This is a genomic window from Mucilaginibacter sp. A5337 (assembly GCF_059690695.1).
The window spans coordinates 780524-798930 of sequence record NZ_JCAWEC010000003.1 but is presented as its reverse complement, the minus strand read 5'-3'; the positions used below and the strand labels follow the sequence as shown (position 1 = coordinate 798930).

Sequence of the window (18407 nt, the reverse complement as noted above, 5' to 3'; positions counted from 1 at the left end):
TAATTAAGGTTTAATTATTTATTTCCAGATCTTTCACACCCTATTGGGTAAATAAGAGCCGGCATTACCAACCCGGATTTTGTACCAATGCCCTATCGCGGTCCAATTGGTACTGAGATATTGGGAACAGGTACATTTTATTGTTCCACACCCTTTTCTGAAAAAGCGTTTTGGTGTAAAGACCGGTAAAAGCAAATCCCTGTCCCTGATCATCCGTGTTGACATTCAGCCCGTAAATGGTCTGATTTTCATCGGCACCCAACAACAACCTTCTTACAAGGGTAAAGTATCTGTCGCTTTCAAAACAAAGCTCAACCTGGCGTTCCCTTAAAATATATTTCCGCATTAAATCCTTGTTTCCAACAGCTTCCGGATAAACGGTTTCTATACCGGGTAAGCCGGCCCTTGTCCTGATCTGATCAAGATAAAGCACGATATTGGAGTTAGAGGGATCATATTCATTTAAAGCCTCCACATAATCCAGCAATATCTCGGCGTATCTCATGAGTATAAAAGGCCGGTAATTGGTGGCATCCTGCCTTATATTATCGGCAGGACTTACGTTTTTCAATACATCATATCCGGTAATATTATTACTTGCACCACTGGCTTTTGCACCGGCTTTACCATTATAATAAAATTCAACCCGGCCTGTTCCGTCAATATTGGCATCTGATGAATAATAGTTTTTATCATCAACAGTTGGCGCAGGCAATACCGGCCGGCCATTATACTGGATATAGGCGTAAAAACGTGGTTCGCGATTAGCATACATGTTCCATTGCCCTTTACTGTGCTCCCAATATTTAGCACCATTACTTTGGGCAAAACTTGTAGCTGTATATCCCGAACGCGGGTCATCAATGGTGCGGCCGTTATTCATATAAAACGCATCCACCACATTTTGGGTGGCGTTGTACATACTATATCCTCCCGGCCCCGGCGATACACATTTGGTATATCCCCAGTAACTCCAGGAGTTTCTTGAAAAGATGATCTCGTTGTTCCAGTTTGTTAAGAAAAGATCCCTAACCGATAGATAAGGATCAAACTGAGTTCCGCCATTGTCAAGATTTGTAAATAACTTGTACGCACCAAGATCTATTACGGCCTTCGCTGCATCCGCAGCTATTTTCCATTTGCCGGCATCAAATACAGTAGGTGCCAGTGGGGTACCATCCTGATTTTTAAAAGAGGCAAATGACGGATTACCGTTCCACAACGGACTTGCCGCCAGTAAAGCCAGCTGTGCTTTTACCGCCAGGCACGCGCCCTTTGTTGGCCTGCCATAATTACTGGTTGAGGGCCATTGGGCAGGTAAGCCCGAAGCAGCCTGATCCATCAGTTGGTTAACGTAATCCTTGCATTCGTCAAAAGACGCTCTTGGGTACTTGTTAAAGTCGTCATTTAAGCTTAACGCTTCGGTTATTTTCACAACCGGGCCATATTGTTTCATTAACTGCCAGTAAAACCATCCGCGCAAAAAACGGGCTTCGGCTTTATATTGATTTTTCAGGCTGACGCTCAACTGAGTGGCCGGAACCTTATCAATATTGGCTTCAAAAATGAAGGACGACCGAATGCCGGTATAGTAGTTATCCCAGTAATCAAAATAAGCGTTTACCGGGCTCCAGTTACCCACAACCATTTGCCTTACATTGGTACCGGGGATGGATACCGACGACTCGTCACTTGCCCCCATTGCGCTGTAATCTCCCCCATCGGTTTGTTTGATATAACCATATATATTATATAAATACGATTCGGCATTAGCCCTGGTGCTCCAGATCAGATCTGATGTTAACAGGTTATCCGGCTTTTTATTAAGGTAATTACAGGACGATAAACAGGCACCCAGGACGCATATCCCAACTACCATTATTAGTATGTTTTTTTTCATTTGGCACACTTTAAATTCTTTTGAAACTGATTTAAATTCACGATTTCTATAACGCAACCCTTAATCCAAGGGCAAGTATTCGTACCGGTGGATAGCCTGCGCCGTTAGAGCCAAGTTCAGGATCCCAAAGTTTGAATTTGGAGAAGGTTAACAGGTTTTGCCCCGTTAAATAAAGGTAAACTGAGTTAATACCCGCCCTGGTAAGAAACAAGGGCTTATAAGTATAACCCAATGTAGCCTGTTTTAAACGGACAAAACTCGCGTCTTTTGACCACCACGTGCTCGGCTGATAATTATTACTGTTTTGATTAGCAATGCCTAAGCGTGGATAGTATACATTCTGACTCGGGTTATCAACTGTCCACCTGTTCTCGAGAATTGCAAGCATACCCGATGGATAGGTGCCCATGCCTGTAAACGGCACTATACCCGCGCCCTCTGCACCTGCACCAGTTATAGAAGAACCGTTTGCCATGATAATTACATTACCGGTTCCCTGGAAGAAAAGGGAAAGATCGAACTTTTTATAACCAACCGTAAACCCTGCACCATACAATATGGTAGGGATGTCGGATTTACCGGTATAAACCTTGTCATAGCTGTTGATCACGCCATCACCGTTTACATCTTTGTACTTGATATCGCCGGGCCTTAACACAGCGCCAAACTGTGTAGGGCTTTTATCAACATCTTCCTGCGAGGTAAATAATCCTTCCGCAACATACATCAGGTTATCGCCATATTTGCGCCCGGTTGATTGTTGATAAGCATACAGCTGTTTCGGTTCGTCTTGCTGTACAATTTTATTATTGTTATAAGTGAAATTGCCATAAAGACGCAAGCCAACCTTGCCTATATTGTCATTATATTCAATGTTACCCTCAATACCGTGGTTATTCATTTCGCCCAAATTGGCAAATACAACCCCGCTTACACCCAGGATCCCTGATAATGAGCTTCGCTGAACTAAAATATTTGTCCGTCTCTCTTTATAGGCATCAATAGTGATATTCAGTTTATTGAACAGCCCTATTTCCAGGCCAATATTATCTTTCCTGGCTTTTTCCCATGTCAGGTTCTCAACACCTATAACAGTTTCTTTAGTGCCACCATATACAGTTCCGTTAAGGCCTAAACCCACAGAGCCGCCGCTGCCATATTGGTTGATATAAGGGAACCTGGTGATTTGATAGTGAGATCCAATCTGATCATTACCTACAAGGCCATGAGAACCTCTTATTTTAAGCAGGTTAAACATTTTTGAAAAATTCTTAAAAAAAGGCTCCTTTGAAATTACCCAACCAGCAGAAACAGCCGGGAAAAAGCCAAATTTTTTGCCCGGCTCAAAGTTTTCAGAACCGGTATAACCGGCATCAAATTCAAGCAGGTATCTATCGGCATAAGTATAGGTTGCCCTGCCAGCCAAGCTTTGGTTGTTGTAAGGGATAGAGTTTATAACACTCCCTGCTGTGCTCTGGACCCTGGACCTCATATTGTACAAAAGCAACCCGCCAACATGGTGTTTGCCGAAAGACTGATCATAATTAATATTGGTTTCCAGGTACATGGTTTTTTCGGCAGATGAAGACTGCGTATAGCCCAAAAACTGGCTTCCGTACCTCGACTGGCCTAATACCAGGTTACCCTGCGGGTCTCTTGAAGAAGCTAAGTAAAGATCATTGGTGCCTGTTCTGCCATTGTCATTTTCGCTGTACGAGTCGAACGAGAACCTGGCCATGGCGCTTAGTCCGTTGGTGATAGCATCCAGTTTCTGGTTAAGGGAAAAAACAGACTGTATGGTAGGGCGAAACTCGCTGTTGTAACCTGAGTTTTGGATATCATTTACCGGGTTGGAGCCGCCATTGTTGTAAGGGCCTGCCCATTTACCATCGGGATATCTTATCGGGAACGCGTTAGGTGGAGTTAAGTACGATTCATACCAGATATTTCCTGCCGAGATACCGGGGTAGCGGCTGCTCACCAGCATCGCATCCAGGTTCATGGTCAATAAGGTAGTTTTGGTGATATCAATGTCAAGATTTGACCTGAAATCGTAACGTTTAAAGTTAAGGTTGGGGTTGTAGCCGTTTTGTTTGGTTACTTTATAACTTCCTTCCTGGTCATAAAAAGAAGCAGAAACATAATACCTTACCGACGGAGCGCCGCCGGTAACATTTAAGTTGGTATTGTAGCCGGGGGCCCAATTCTTATATACAGACTTTATCCAGTCGACATTTGGATAAAGGTATGGGTCCAGTCCGCTCGCTGTTTTCTGGATAGTTTCTTCAGAATATGCAGCCGGGTTACCATCATTTGTAGTTGCCTCGTTATGCAGCCTCATCCAAGATACTGCATCCAGCATTTTAGGCGTTCGGGTAAGGCCCGACATGGATGTTTCCGTTTTAAAGGAGATCTTAGGTTTACCAGCGACACCTTTTTTAGTGTTGATGATCAAAACGCCGTTGGCGCCCTTAGCCCCGTATACTGCAGTTGATGATGCATCCTTTAACAGGGAAATGCTCTGGATATCCTCCGGGTCGATGTTGTTATAAGCCCCTCCATAGGTACTGTTTACGTCATCGCGCTGCACGCCATCTATAATAATAAGCGGGTTTGAATTACCGGTAAAAGTGCCAATGCCCCTGATGGTAAATGACGCGTTATCATAACCAGGCTCTCCGCTTCTTTGCATCGATATAACTCCGGCTACCTTACCTGCCAGTGCATTAGATAAGGAGCGGTTTGGAGTTGTTATATCAGCAACATTCACCGTTGTAACAGCCCCGGTTATGGTCAGCTTCTTTTGTTTACCATACCCTACTACCACTACTTCATTTATACCCTTAGTATCGTCAAGTAACTGAACGGTCAGGAAAGATGTTGCTCCGTTAACCGTAATTTTTTTGGCAATGAAACCGGCAAATGAAATAACAAGGGTGCTGTTATCATTAGCTTCAATGGTAAACCGCCCCTCGCTATCAGTTATTACCCCCTTATCAGTCCCTTTGATGCGCACACTTGCGCCGGGTAAAGTAACGCCTTTTGAATCAGTGACAACCCCTGAAACTTTTATAATGGGGATTGATTGAGGTTGTGCTTCAATAGGTTTAGGTTTAATAATAATAATTTTCTCGTTTATACTATATATAAACGGTTGCCCTTTAAATGTTTGCTTTAATACTTCCTCTAATTCGGTATTCAGAACATTGATACTTACCGGGTTAGCTTGCTTAATCACCTTTGAATTATAGAAGAAATCATATCCGCTTTGTTCCCTAATTTCTTTAAGGACTTTTTCTAATGGAGCATTTTTTTCTGATAATGTAATTTTTTGTGCGTAACCTGAAGCACTCGCCTGAAGTATGGTTGCTACCAACAAGATGATGGATAGTTTCATAATCAACAAAGCTTTATTTTTTATACAGGGGACCCCATATAATGTTATTTCATAACATTTCATACATTTGAACTTGTTTGGGTTTAAGGTGTAATTGGACTACGAATTTAGTTTCATGGTAAGCCCTAACGCTTTAGTCGGAAGTGTTCCACCACTTCCGGCTTATTTTAAGGTTACCTCAATGCAAGTAAAATATCACGGCATAATGGTAACCCTCCTTCCTTCAATTTTAGTTTTAACGTTTCCTGTTTGTTCTATGATCTTCAACGCCTGGGCCAAGTCTCTTGAGCGCGATACTATGCCCCCAAATCTTAAATTATCTACATTACCGGTGTATTCTACATCAACATTATACCAGCGGGCCAGCTTACTCATAATGCTTTTCAGGTCTTCATCAACAAACAGAAAATAGCCATTTTTCCAGGCTACCACCTCTTCGGTATCAACTGTCTGAACATCAATTGAATTGTCTGAATAATTGATATTTGATTGTTGCCCCGGTTTCAGCAGTTTTGATTGATTTGATTTAGTGGATAATACCTTGACAGAGCCTTCTAATAAAGTAGTTTTTACCGAGCTGTCGTCGATATAGGAACTGATGTTAAAATGCGTACCTAAAACTTCAACCACCTGGCTGTTACTCAGAACCCTAAATGGTTTTTGGGCATTTTTTGCTACCTCAAAATAGGCCTCGCCAGTTAATTCAACACTGCGTAAGTTCCCTGTAAAGTTTGTTGGAAAACGGAGCGAAGAACCGGCATTTAACCAAACTTTTGAACCATCGGGCAGGTTAACCTGGTATTGGCCGCCTCTGGGGGTTTCAATGGTATTATAAGCCTGTTGAGCTAAACCTGTTGAGTTTGATGGTGCATTTTCAATAGTATAAATCAATTTGCCATTGGCAGCTTTGGTAATAGTTACACCTGATTGCTTGGCCAGCTGCCCTGTAGCGGCATCATCAAGGGTAATTTTTGAGCCGTTAGCTAAAGTTAATAACGCCTTATTACCGCCAGGAGCAACCGTATGCTTACTAACAGGCAGCGCGTTATTTTTAGCTAATAAAGAAGAATTGTTGTGTCTTAAGTAAAGAGCCAATAAAGATGAGACAACCAGGAACAAAGCTACAGATGCAGCTACAAACCATCGGCTCCTCAAAAAAATAATCCTTTTAGAGGCAGATTCCCGAGCCTTTATTTCCTGTAATATTTTGCTGTAAAGCTCTGTTTTAGCAATATTTTCATCGCCCAGTAAAAACTCATCCCATTTCAATTCGTTTTTTTGGAGCGTATCGTAATAGTCAAATAAAAACTTCTCCTCATCGGCAGTGGCCTGATTGGAAAGATATTTATTGATTAAGTTTATCAGTAGTTCTTTGTCCATTAGTTAGTTGTTGCATGTAAGTAACGCAACACCGGGGGTACCCCCAAAGAAATTGTAAATATTTCCTGACTATTAACAAATCATGAAATTTCAGAGAATCAGATAAAAAAACGAGTTGGAAAAAAGAGTATAAATGGAGATAGGAACAATATCAAAACCAACGCCCACAAGACATGATAACAGCAAGGCAAACAAAATCGCCCAGCGTTTTGCGCAAACGATTCAACGCTATGGTTAACTGGTTTTCAACCGTTTTTGGCGAAATCTCAAGCCGTTCTGCAATTTCTTTGGTTGATAAATGCTCTCTGCGGCTCATAATGAATATCTGCCGGCATTTCTCAGGCAATTCGGCAACTCCCTGTTCCAGCAAACGGTTAATTTCTTTTTCAGATAGGATTTCTTCACCACCGTTTTTGCTAAAAAGTTCTTCCAGCCTGTTAAAAAGGTCTGCTTTTACTTTGCCGGAACGTATAATATTAAACACCTGGTAACGGACAGCGGTATATAAATAGGCGTTTAAAGAAGTGAGCTGCAGGTTAGCCCGTTTCATCCACAGGTTTACCAATACCTCCTGGGTGATATCTTCAGATACCTGGCGGTCCCTGAGTATATTGTATGCCGAAAGATAAAGTTTTGACCAATATTTATTATAGATGCGCTCAAATGCCACAATATCATTCTCTTGAATCAACGCTATAAGTCTGTCATCAGACAATAACTGAACTTCGGGGCTATTCATTCCGCATTATAACTAATTGGCAACGTCAAAGAAAGTATTTTTTATTGTTTTTTAATCTAAAACCCGCTCCCATCCAAATTGCTGATCAACGCCGGTACGGAGATCTTTTTTAGCCTGCCCATCAATTGTTACCATTTATATCGCATCTGCAATTAAGCGGGTACTTGGGTTAAGGCCTCCAATTTGTTATTTCGGGTAATTTTATAATAGTAAATAAAGTCAAAAAAACTGTCAAATGAAAGTCACCGGCAAATAAAATGCGACAAAGTAAGAGGTTTTTAAATCGCCTATAAGCCGTTTAATCTGCTTTGGGAAACGCGTACAATTTCGGCGGCATTTTTATTCCTTAACCCTCCGATATCAAAACCGCTTAAAATTTTTTCAAGCTCACGCAATTTACCTTGCTGGTTTCTTTTTATAAAACCGGACCTTAGTACATTAATTTTTTCATAATCCTGAATGCCTTCAATCAATCGTTCAAAGCGGATAGATGACCGCAGCCCCGGATAAACTAAGTAGGCATCCCCTGATGACCACGATCCGAACCGTGTATCTCGTAAAGGATCTTTTGTCCAGCAGTTGTAAGCCCATCTTAAATAGCCATCATACCCTTTGTAAGCTACATGCCAGCCCAGCCAAACAGACTCTGCCGGTGCAGAAAAGGTAAACGTATTAGGACTCCCTTCTGTGCAGCAGGTATAATAGGTGGTGTTAAAGCCCGCCTTTTTACGTGATATGATAGCACTGCTATCTATTACCTGGTTTGACGCCACACTGTAATCCACTAAATCTTTTTCAATTTCGGGATGGTAATTACCTGCCAATGAAATTTTAAAATCTTTATCTGCACTTTTTATTAAAGCTATCGCTTTTTGCATATCCTCCAAAGGCCTTTCATCCATCGCGATGGTTGTTTTTTTAAACCATCTTTTCTTTTTTAGATGGTTAGCAAAATCAGACAGCATAGGACGCCAATGCTCATTATATTCTGCTGTGCCGGGTTTAGCTATAATAGCAGTATCCTTTTTCAGCGTTTCATCATAATAATAAAACTTTAAATTCCAGGGAATCATACTATAACAGTTGATAAATTTATCAATACCCAGCGACATCATAAAAGTCACCCATTTATCGAAAACGCTATAGTCATAAGTCCATGAACCATTTTTGTTTTTAGTCCATTTTATCATTGATCCATAAATATCATATGTTTGACTATTCCATGGGTCATAAATAAGTGTAGTAGTAATTGATTTTTGACCGGCATTTGCCAGCATTTTCATATATGGGCGCATGATGTCAAAATGTTGCTTTGACCAGGGTTTTACACCGTACACCCGGGAAACCGAATAAGGGTTTTGCCACAGATCGAGATGAAATCTCCAGTGTTCGGGTGCAGGCAGGGTATGATTAAGTACTTCTACAGTATAATGCAAAATATAAGTATTCGCCCCTCCTCCTTCCCTGATTTTCACATAACCTTTATAAGTACCTTTAACAGCACCGGCAGGAACCTTAACACTTAACCAAACAGGCCGGGTAGTATTTTTAGCTACAGAAAGGGATCTGACAGGATCAATAACATCCTCTACAAGAGAGGAATCATGACCTGCCTGAATACCGCAGCCGCCCCCCTCATTATTCAGCCCATCGGCCATCACGTAACGCACAAAATTTGCGCTGATATTTTTTTTTGGAATTATATGGCCTTTATCATCTTCAAGTTTGCTCCATTCAAAACTTAATTGTTCCAGGTTACGGGTGGTCCATACCAGGAATTGCGTATGTACTTTTTCTCCTTTCCATGCTTTGGTTTGCCATTGTGTTTGCAATGGAAATATTGATGGGGCATTGCGTTTCTCATAACGAATATCTGGCGACGCAAAACTTACATAAACACCTGGTTTTAATTCATCCCAGCTTTTCTGCTGAACAGGTTTGGGGTCCGGAAGTTCCTGGTAAGCCCCACTCATTTTAACCTGTGCCGAAACGACAGCACTAAATAATAACAGGATTACAGTAAGTTTCATTTTCATATCTCGCTATGTTGCAGTAAATTAGATGAGTACTGAGGTTTAATTTTCAAATTGCATTTTTCCAAAAAACTCGGGTAAATGAAAGTTGGTATCTGCTGATTTGATATTGCTCCAGGTTAAAAAATGCGGATCGGGCAGTTCATCACCGCATTTATGAAAATTAACCCGGCATTGCCTGCCATTTAATGATGTAATGGAATGATTGCAAAACACCTCTAAAGGTATCATTAACGTCAGTTCCCAGCCTATACTGCCTTGTCCGCAACTATCAACCAGTTTTAAATTAGTTTGGTGCCTGATTGTTCTTATGGCGGCCTCTGGTAATAGTTTGCGGTTTGTCCTGCTTGTTCCAAAACCCAACATGCATGTACCTGCGCAATTAAACCCAAAACTATAGTAGCTCTTTTCATCTCCAAAGGATACAAAAAACTCTACGCAACTATCTTTATAAACCGGCTCGTTAGGCTGCTTGTAAATTGCCCTTACAGATTTTTCACTTACATAGTATTTTATAAAAATACTATCCTCACCAAAGGCTATGGCAAAATGCGCATCCGGCTTATACCCATTGGCAGGCCAGGGCACCATTCCGATATGATTTTTTTCATAATTATCTAACAAATAAGATACGTGCGCTATGGGACTTACTTTATTTACAAGCCCTAAAAATGGTACCGTTAATTCTTTCATTCTACTTTGGATGCTAATTGCGTATATGTTTTTGCTACGTCCTGAATTATTTGATCTAAAACAACATATTGCTCTTCGAGCTTTTTGAGCAGTTGAAACTGTACCCTGGTACGCTGTAAATTATGTTCGGCAAAGCTCGTTTTATAGTAAACGTCACCTTCTATGTAATCTGTAAGGAAACGTACTCCTTGCATATAGGGAATTAATAAAACTCCCATTACAAGCGTTTTAACTTCCATATCTGATAGAAAGCCACCGGCGCTTTTAAAATACCCCTCTGTGTAGGCTTTAAACAGCGGAATATTCAGGTCGACTTTTGTAATATCGCTTTCATCTTCGGACGCGGTGTTTATAATAGTGCGGATAGCATCGCCAAAATCATATGCAACGTAGCCGGGCATAACTGTATCAAGATCAATTACACACTGCCCGTGATCGTTCATATCAAGCAGTATATTGTTGAATTTAGTATCGTTGTGTGTAATGCGCAGAGGTAATTTCCCTTCTTTGCCTAAATTCAGGATAGTGACCATCGCGTCGGCCCTTTCAACAACAAAGGTTAATTCGGGCAAAACTTCTTTAACCCGGCCTTCAACATCAGCCAGCACAGCTTTATTTAACCTATCGAGCCGCATAGCGATGTTATGAAAATCCGGTATGGTTTCGAAAAGTAAGTTAGTATCCAGGTCTGATAACAGTAATTGAAATTTACCAAATGCCTTACCGCCCTCATAGGCCTGCTGATCGGTAAGCACGAGATCATAGCTTTTAGTATCCTTTAAAAACAAATACATCCGCCAGTAGTTGCCGGCTGTATCACAAAAAAAACACTGCTTATCCTTTGCCCAAACCATGGTAAGCACTTCTTTAGCCGGGTTAGAATGAGGGATTTCGGCCAGTTTTTTTTTAAGATGATTGGTTACCAGTTGTACATTATTCATCAGCGCCGGTACATCTTTAAATACATGGTGATTGACACGCTGAAGCAAGTAGCCGGGCAATTCCGGGTTGGTAGTCTTCACGTGAAATGTATCATTGATATGCCCGGAACCAAACGGCACAATAATTTCAACGTTTCCTTCAGTGCAAAAATTAGCTACGATTTCGGGTATATTATATGACATTTTCTGTTTTAGTTCGTTTCAATTACTTTTTAAAATACGTATCACTTAAGTGCTTTACCGGCTTAGCATAGGGTAAGCCCCCCAGATAATGCTTACCCCTTTATGGCAACTATATTGCATTCTATATATAGTGTATACGTAAACACTAAAATTCTATAAATGCTTCAATACAAATATAAAAATATTTGTGTGCCCGCACACATTTTTGATTTTTTTGTTCAAAAAAAGACTATTGATTTTACTGTTGTGAATTTATAATGAACCGGGAGGCAGCGTCGCTTTACAACAACCGATATGTTGAAGTGTTCTTTGCAGTAAAAAGAGGGGGGTAATAAAACAAATCCATAATAAATTGTCTGGAAGTAACAATTCATCATGGATAAAGATATAAGGAATACACTGCCGAAAAATTGTCGGTCAATTAGATATCTAAATAAACAGTATCTTCATCATCTATGTAATAATTCATATTTTCTTTGGTAACTATATCAAGCGGAAGGTATTTAATGATAGGCACTTCTTTTTTGAATGCAAGGTAATCTGTTAACTGATAAATGCCCCAATAACCCTGCCCCTTTGGGTTTTGATTAATCAAAAAACTAATTGCGCCCTTATTCAGGAAATAGAGATTGGCAGGAAGTAAATCGTATCCTATTATTTTGATATGCTTTATATGACGCTGCTCCAAATGCTTTGCAATTTCATGAGCTTTAGATGTTGTAACAAACACACTGGTCATATCTGGTGTGCTATCAATAATGGCATCCAGCTGTGTGATAAACAAAGCTGCATTAGCCCTGTTCAATTCAATCCGTAAAATTTTGTACTGGTGCTCCAGGTTATTTTGCGAAAAATAATTACGAAATCCTTGTTCTTTCTTTAAAAGATGCGCCGCATTACTTATCTCTTCATCAATATGGGCGATTAAAACAGAACAAGGTTCAGGCTGTCCATAGTGTATAAGTTTCCCCGCCAAAAAACCACTCTGATATGAATCCTGACCTATGTAGCTCAAGGGCTCACACTCGGCAATTTGGGTATTAAACAACACAAACGGAATTCCGACCGTTTTCCATTTCTCAAAAAACGGTAAGGTTTCCCGGTAAAATATCGGGGATAAAATTATACCATCCGGGCTATCATTGGTTAGTTGATTGGCATTGGTTATAAACGATTCAACATCATAGGGATCAAATACATATTGCTGGACAACTATGCCATATTGCTTCAAATCTTTCTCGGCTTTTTCAATTCCGGCTTTAGGAGCGTACCAATATGAATCGCTTTTATGATCGGGTATTAACGCGGCAATTTGATATATTTTATTTGAACCCAAAGCCCTTGCCATAAGGTTTGGTTCATAATCCATTTCTTCAATAATCTTCAGTATTTTCTCTTCTACTTTTTTTGACACCCGCCCCCGCTTATGCAATACCCTGTCAACTGTACCTGTTGAAACTTTTGCTTTTTCGGCAATATCTTTAATGCGTACAATTTTATTCTTCATATTAAATCTACATGTAAAAAAGATAGCAAATTTAATATAGTTTATCGCATTACTATTGCCACAATTTAGTGAACTTAACTAAAGGCGGAGCCGTTATTTTTTGAGATAAGGAACAAGTGCGATCGCCAATTTTTGGTAGCCCGCCCCGTTTGGATGTAAGCCATCGCCAAAAAGCGACTCGTCTATATTGCCGGTATTATTAAGTAGTAACTTTCCGGGGTTGATAAAACGGACCTGTGTTTGAGAAGCCAACTCAGAAATTGCTTTGTTAAGAAGTCTTACCCGTTTTTCCATGGCTCTTCTGGGCAGCAAGCCCGACAAAAGAATTTTAGCCGCCGGTTGGCGTACCTTTACCCCCTGTATCAGCAATTTCAACCCTTCTATTATTTCCTGGTCATTATTAACAGATAGGTTATTGGTGCCTATCATGATCATCACCTTGTTTGCCTTAAAACCGTCAATCTCTTCATGGTATACGCGCCATAATACATTCTCAACCTGATCCCAGCCAAAACCAAAGTTTTTTACACCTAATGGCTCCAGGTATTTATCCCATGAATCGCCTCCCCTTGCTAACGGAGCCTTTGGTAAGCCGCCCCAGTAATTCAAAATAGAATTGCCAAGGAATACAATTTTTGGCGAATCAGTTTTAATAAGCGTTAGTATTTCGCTATGCCTGTTTCGCCAGTCATAATAGCCATCTCTGCTTTGTACAACAGGTTGAGTAGTTGAATATTTGCCCGTTGGTTCGTTGATGATTGTGCGTATAGCTTTCTCATAGGCACCGGCATATTTTTCCATTCCGATATCATTGGGGTGCAAACCATCAACTGTTGAATTGATATCAAGATCAATTTCCTTATTGGTTAATAGATAAACATTTTTTAGTCCTGCGGTAGTTAGCTTTGAATAAATGCTATCAAGAACTTTATTGACACGATTATAATCAGCATTCCTCGCTGTATCTAACAGGTCATCAACATTACCCCCACTATGTTCTACCAACAGGATAGGAATTTGTGGATGCTTTTCATTTAAAATTTGTACTGACGCTAATAAGCGCTTTTCAATTTCCTTGTCAGAAAAGCTTATTAAATTGGGCATGCAATCAAGTACATATATTTTTGCGTCAACCTCCGCCATCAGGTCAATGACCGATTTTTCAAGTAGCCCTGTACCCGAAAAACCAAGGTTCACCAGCGGGCGGTCAAGTGCGCGTTGTAAAATAGAGGTCCATGCCAAACCAGGCCTCGACGCACATGCACCCTGTGCAATAGATGTTCCATATACAAGTACGGGTTTTTCTTTAGACGGAGGCATGAAATTAAATGCATTGCCCGCAGGAACACCTATTTCAAGCCAGGATACTGAATTATATAATGGCAAAAAAAGCCTGTATTCATAGCTTCTTCCCGGAAAAGCAGCGCTAACTTTTATATTAGAAAAACGATAAGTAATAGTGTCTTTAAATGAAAAACTACCGGGGGCCATACACCATTTTCCATTAGGATCCAACGCGTAAAGATCCAGGCCACTTACGCCTGTGGCCGGCATGTGCGACATTGCGAGATCACCTTTAACTTTATAGCGAATAACCAGATTAGCCGCATCTGTTTTAAACTTGATATATAAGCCCGCACTGCTGTGCGATGTGTTCCACACATTAGGATTTAGCTCCTTTTGGGCGCGTGCCGGAAACCTATCATAAGTGGCCGCAGTTTCCGTTGGCCATGCCTGCCCCTCTATAACAGGGAAACCTGCTTTGGCCGGGTCAAGCCATTTATATGTTATAGTAGTTTGAGAAAAGGATAAAGTACAAAAAAAGCAAAAGAATAATAAAATGAGTATTGATATCCGTTTCATTGGTAATTTATTAAAAGGCTATTTTCAGATAAAACCCGGAACCGGCCAGCATATTCGCCGTTAACAAAGTATTAGCAAAAATCTGGCGAAGCTATATGTTTGCGCGCACATCTGTTTAAATACAGCCACTACTTTCATAATGTAAGTTGGCTAAAAAAGAATGAAGACATTAATGAGCTGGCATCGCGTCCAGCACCATCACTTCAAACGGCTCAAGCGTAACTGCATAAGTAGCTCCTTTAAATAAAGGATTTTTAGTTTCCCGGCTGCAAAGTTTAGCATTATAAAAAAGATAAGCAGGTTTACTATTTAAAGGCAATTCAAAAACTTTACGCGTATCAACAAGGAAGGTTTTTGCTTTATTTGACGGATTTCTTAAAGTAAGAATTGCCTTTTTTGGCGACCATGAAGCGAATCCATAAATATCTCCTTTTGATGGGTCGCCACCTACCCAATGTGTATCGGGCATAATATCTTCATTTCTCCGTGCCCATTTTATGGCCGCCGCCAGGCAATTCCAGTTAGCGGTATTTAATTTATGGGGATTAATATACAATTCCTGCAAACTTGTTCCGGATCCAAAAAACGACCAGATCTCATCAGAAATATCTTTATCATTCATGTCAAATTTGGCAGGTGCACCATTGTCTGCAATACAAATCCCATGATACATTAGCGAGCTTAGCGGATAAAGCGAGGCGCGTTGAACAACATTTTTATATACTTCGCCATCGCGATAATTAAGCCATTGTTGCCTGTTATCTCCTTGCCCCTCTGTATTTGTATCCCAGCCATTTCTCCATATCACATCGCCATATTTGAGCCAGAAAGGTGAGGGCCAGGTGCCTATGGTCAGGCTGAAATAAAGATCTGGTTTTACCCCACGCAAAGTTGACACGAGGTTTAACAGCGATTCCATATCCGTTTGGTATTCGGGAGTTGCACCTGTTGATTTATCCCCCGCCCCAACGCCATCAAATTTAAACATCGAGATACCATATTTGGTTACAAAGCTTGCCGCGGCATCTTTAAACCTGTTTGAATAAACAGTACCTGATAGGGAAAATCCGTGTGAGTTTGTTTCAAACGGAGGATTTTGCTTTCGCCCATATTGTAGCCTTTGCTCCTTGGCCTGCTCATATCCCCCCCAGGGCGACATCCACACACCCAATGAAGCACCATATTTATCAGCCAGTGTTTTCATGTTATCGAAGCCTGCAGGAAAATTGGTTTTGCTTATTTGCCATAACGTTTGATTATCATCCCAGCCATCATCAAACAAAAACGCATTTAAGGAAATATGACGTCTCGCGGTAAGACTGTCACCGAATGCCTGAATACGGTCCAGGCAGCCTGCTTCAGTCAGTTTACGGTCGGCCCATGATAAATCATACCATGAATTATAGTGCAGCATTTGCCGGTATGGCACAGCCCTTTCCCGTTCCAGGTAATAAAGGAATGCCCTGCGTAACTGCCCCTGTAAAGCCACTCCCCAAACTGTAGAGGCCGTCAGCTCCTGTGTTGGCTCCTGCCGATCAATATAGCCGCTCACCCACCTATCATTAGTGTCATATTTACTAATTGGGCTTTCGCATGCTGCAAAGAAATCCTTTGATACTATTGGCGATCCATCAACAATTCCTGACGGCCGTAATCCCGATCCTACAGGGAGTTTTATAAGTTTTAATTTACGGATCCGTAAAGAATCCGTAACACTGTTAATGGTAAGAACCTGTCTGATATAATTGGAGTTATCTTTTAAAATGGCCTCCCACCTTAAACGGATGCCATATTTTACATTCGAAAAACCGGCTAAAATTTCTTTCCCATTTTCCTTTTCTGAAAGTTTCACAGCCCCACTATTGCCTTTTATGTTAACAATTTTTAATGAGGAGCTCATTTCAAAGTCAGCAGAGTTAATTACGGTACCATCCTTTAACTCAAGCTCGAAAATGGGAGCACCTTTTAAAGAGATCTTCTTATGCTGTGCAACAAATTCGTTTATGGCAATTGTTTTTTTGCCGGCAAGCCATCTCATACACAAGTAATTGTTTTTTAAAATCACAGTTCCCTTGTTTGCAAAAGCAACGGCTTTACCCGGTTTTACATCTGCAAGAAAAACATTTTGAGCCTTGGAAACACTTGCCAGGCTGAGGCAAATTAAAAACAACAGTTTTTTTAGCATGGTTATAAATTATAAGAAAACAGTGAGTAGACATCAGTGTGTGCGCACACAAATATAAAATATAGTCTACTGTTAAAAAGCCGGTCAAAAGCCATTTGCCTGTTAAGGACGAAGATTTATGTGTTTATGCTATGATATTGGGCTAAACAATCGTTTGCGCCATTTTTCAATGACGGGGTGGTATTAGGTTGCTTTCAAGCAGAAAAAAGTATCCATTACTTGTAAATTATTAAAGATACCGAAATCGGATCATAAATATCAATCAGTACAGGCATTTACGTTTCACGGAGAGAAGCTCCCGGCTATAATACATCCTATTTACTATTTATTTACAATGTTTACATTTTAATTTACAATCCTGATTACTTAAGCCGAAAAACATCAAAGTAGATTTGCTGCATCAAATTTGTAGGATATGAAAAATAAAAAAATGAAAAGATTATTTGTATTTGTTCCGGCTATCCTCCTGGCATTATTTCTACTTAATTCTTTTGTGCTAAAAGAAAAGGGATCAGGGGAGAAAATAACAGAAGGGACAAAATCAGGGCTTTTGAACATCGTTTTCAGATCTACTGATGGCGGAGAAACATGGCAGAACATTAGCGAAGGACTGCCTGAAAATTTGCAGAGAGAAGGTGTATGGAGTTATGGTTTATTTGCAAACGACCTTGGGCTCTATTTACGCGCTGGCAACGGGGTTTACCACAGTGCCCCCAATTCCACAACTCCTTTTTGGACGAAAGAGATTTTCCCTGGTCAACAACGTAACATTGCCCCAGGTAAGAATGGAATACTCGCATATAATTTCAGGGGTCAATTTTTAAAGAAAATAAATGGAACGAGTGATTGGTCGCCCGTGTACACTAATTTCCAGGAGCAAGCCGTACGCATAGACCAAACGATAGATTGGATGTATAAGAATTATAAAGAGAGGGAGGTGCGCAGCGTTTTTGAAACTGCCGGAGGAACAGTTTTCATTGGTTCCAACAACATGCTTTTTAGATCCGTTAACAGTGGAAAAACCTGGAAACAAGTGCATATTGGAGACGGTAGAATGAAATTGGTAGAGTCAAATGGCATATTGCTGTCCACCAGCTATAAGGGGATATTAAGATCGACCGATGATGGTCAAAACTGGGATAATGTGCTTAACGAAGGTGGTGTTGGCATCGCTGTGGAACGTATTAATGGCGGATTTGCTGCTATAGTAAACAACACAATAACTCAAACAAACAGCATACACATTTCACTGGATGGTGGAAAAAACTGGAGTGCTATCGGCGAAGAGCTTCAGCCTTCCTGGAGTAGTTCATTAATGAAAAAAATAGGCTTACTTCAATCTTCATCGGATATTTTATCTATTAAACAAATGGGTAAATATTTAATATGTAGTCGTTCAGATAGTATATTCCGATCATCAGACATGGGCAAAACATGGAAACAATTGGTACTTCCTTCTGTAGAAAACAAGGGGTTCAATTTATCTGTATCAGGCAACGTAATTTATGCCATGCCAAATAAAGGGTGTTGAAAAATTCCAAAGCTCTATAATACCTGCACTTAAAAAAGGGGCAGCCAGTGCTACC

At 40.5% G+C, this 18407-nt stretch carries 11 protein-coding genes; 1 reads left to right on the top strand and 10 read right to left on the bottom strand.

Annotated features, from left to right (window positions below):
- Window positions 1-64: 64 nt before the first annotated feature.
- The 10 genes from AC59JO_RS13300 to AC59JO_RS13255 all read right to left on the bottom strand — a co-directional run bounded on the left by AC59JO_RS13300 (window position 65) and on the right by AC59JO_RS13255 (window position 16821).
- A complete protein-coding gene (locus AC59JO_RS13300) occupies window positions 65-1900 on the bottom strand; it encodes a RagB/SusD family nutrient uptake outer membrane protein (protein WP_497305850.1) in 1836 nt (611 codons plus the stop codon).
- Window positions 1901-1946: 46 nt separating this feature from the next.
- Window positions 1947-5297 carry a SusC/RagA family TonB-linked outer membrane protein gene (locus AC59JO_RS13295; protein WP_497305848.1) on the bottom strand — a complete coding sequence of 1117 codons (3351 nt, stop codon included), beginning with the start codon at window positions 5295-5297 and terminating at the stop codon, window positions 1947-1949.
- Between the two features lie 195 nt (window positions 5298-5492).
- Window positions 5493-6677, bottom strand: coding sequence for a FecR family protein (locus AC59JO_RS13290; RefSeq protein WP_497305846.1), 1185 nt, complete (start codon window positions 6675-6677; stop codon window positions 5493-5495).
- A gap of 151 nt (window positions 6678-6828) precedes the next feature.
- A complete protein-coding gene (locus AC59JO_RS13285; RefSeq protein WP_413666667.1) occupies window positions 6829-7416 on the bottom strand; it encodes an RNA polymerase sigma-70 factor in 588 nt (195 codons plus the stop codon).
- Window positions 7417-7703: 287 nt separating this feature from the next.
- On the bottom strand, window positions 7704-9446 hold the full coding sequence (locus tag AC59JO_RS13280; protein WP_497305844.1) for a DUF4091 domain-containing protein: 1743 nt from the start codon (window positions 9444-9446) through the stop codon (window positions 7704-7706).
- 45 nt (window positions 9447-9491) lie between these two features.
- On the bottom strand, window positions 9492-10142 hold the full coding sequence (locus AC59JO_RS13275) for a carbohydrate-binding family 9-like protein (protein WP_413666665.1): 651 nt from the start codon (window positions 10140-10142) through the stop codon (window positions 9492-9494).
- Complete coding sequence (locus tag AC59JO_RS13270; protein WP_497305842.1) at window positions 10139-11266, bottom strand: phosphotransferase enzyme family protein; 1128 nt, start codon at window positions 11264-11266, stop codon at window positions 10139-10141. Before AC59JO_RS13270 ends, AC59JO_RS13275 begins: the two co-directional genes overlap by 4 nt.
- A gap of 421 nt (window positions 11267-11687) precedes the next feature.
- Entirely contained in the window at window positions 11688-12773 is a 1086-nt protein-coding gene (locus AC59JO_RS13265) for a substrate-binding domain-containing protein (RefSeq protein WP_497305840.1), read from the bottom strand.
- A gap of 93 nt (window positions 12774-12866) precedes the next feature.
- Entirely contained in the window at window positions 12867-14636 is a 1770-nt protein-coding gene (locus AC59JO_RS13260) for an SGNH/GDSL hydrolase family protein (protein ID WP_497305838.1), read from the bottom strand.
- Window positions 14637-14805: 169 nt separating this feature from the next.
- Entirely contained in the window at window positions 14806-16821 is a 2016-nt protein-coding gene (locus tag AC59JO_RS13255) for an alpha-amylase family protein (protein WP_497305836.1), read from the bottom strand.
- 415 nt (window positions 16822-17236) lie between these two features.
- Between AC59JO_RS13255 and AC59JO_RS13250 the strand changes: the two genes are divergently transcribed.
- Window positions 17237-18352, top strand: a complete 1116-nt coding sequence (locus AC59JO_RS13250) for a WD40/YVTN/BNR-like repeat-containing protein (protein WP_497305835.1) — start codon at window positions 17237-17239, stop codon at window positions 18350-18352.
- Window positions 18353-18407: the final 55 nt, after the last annotated feature.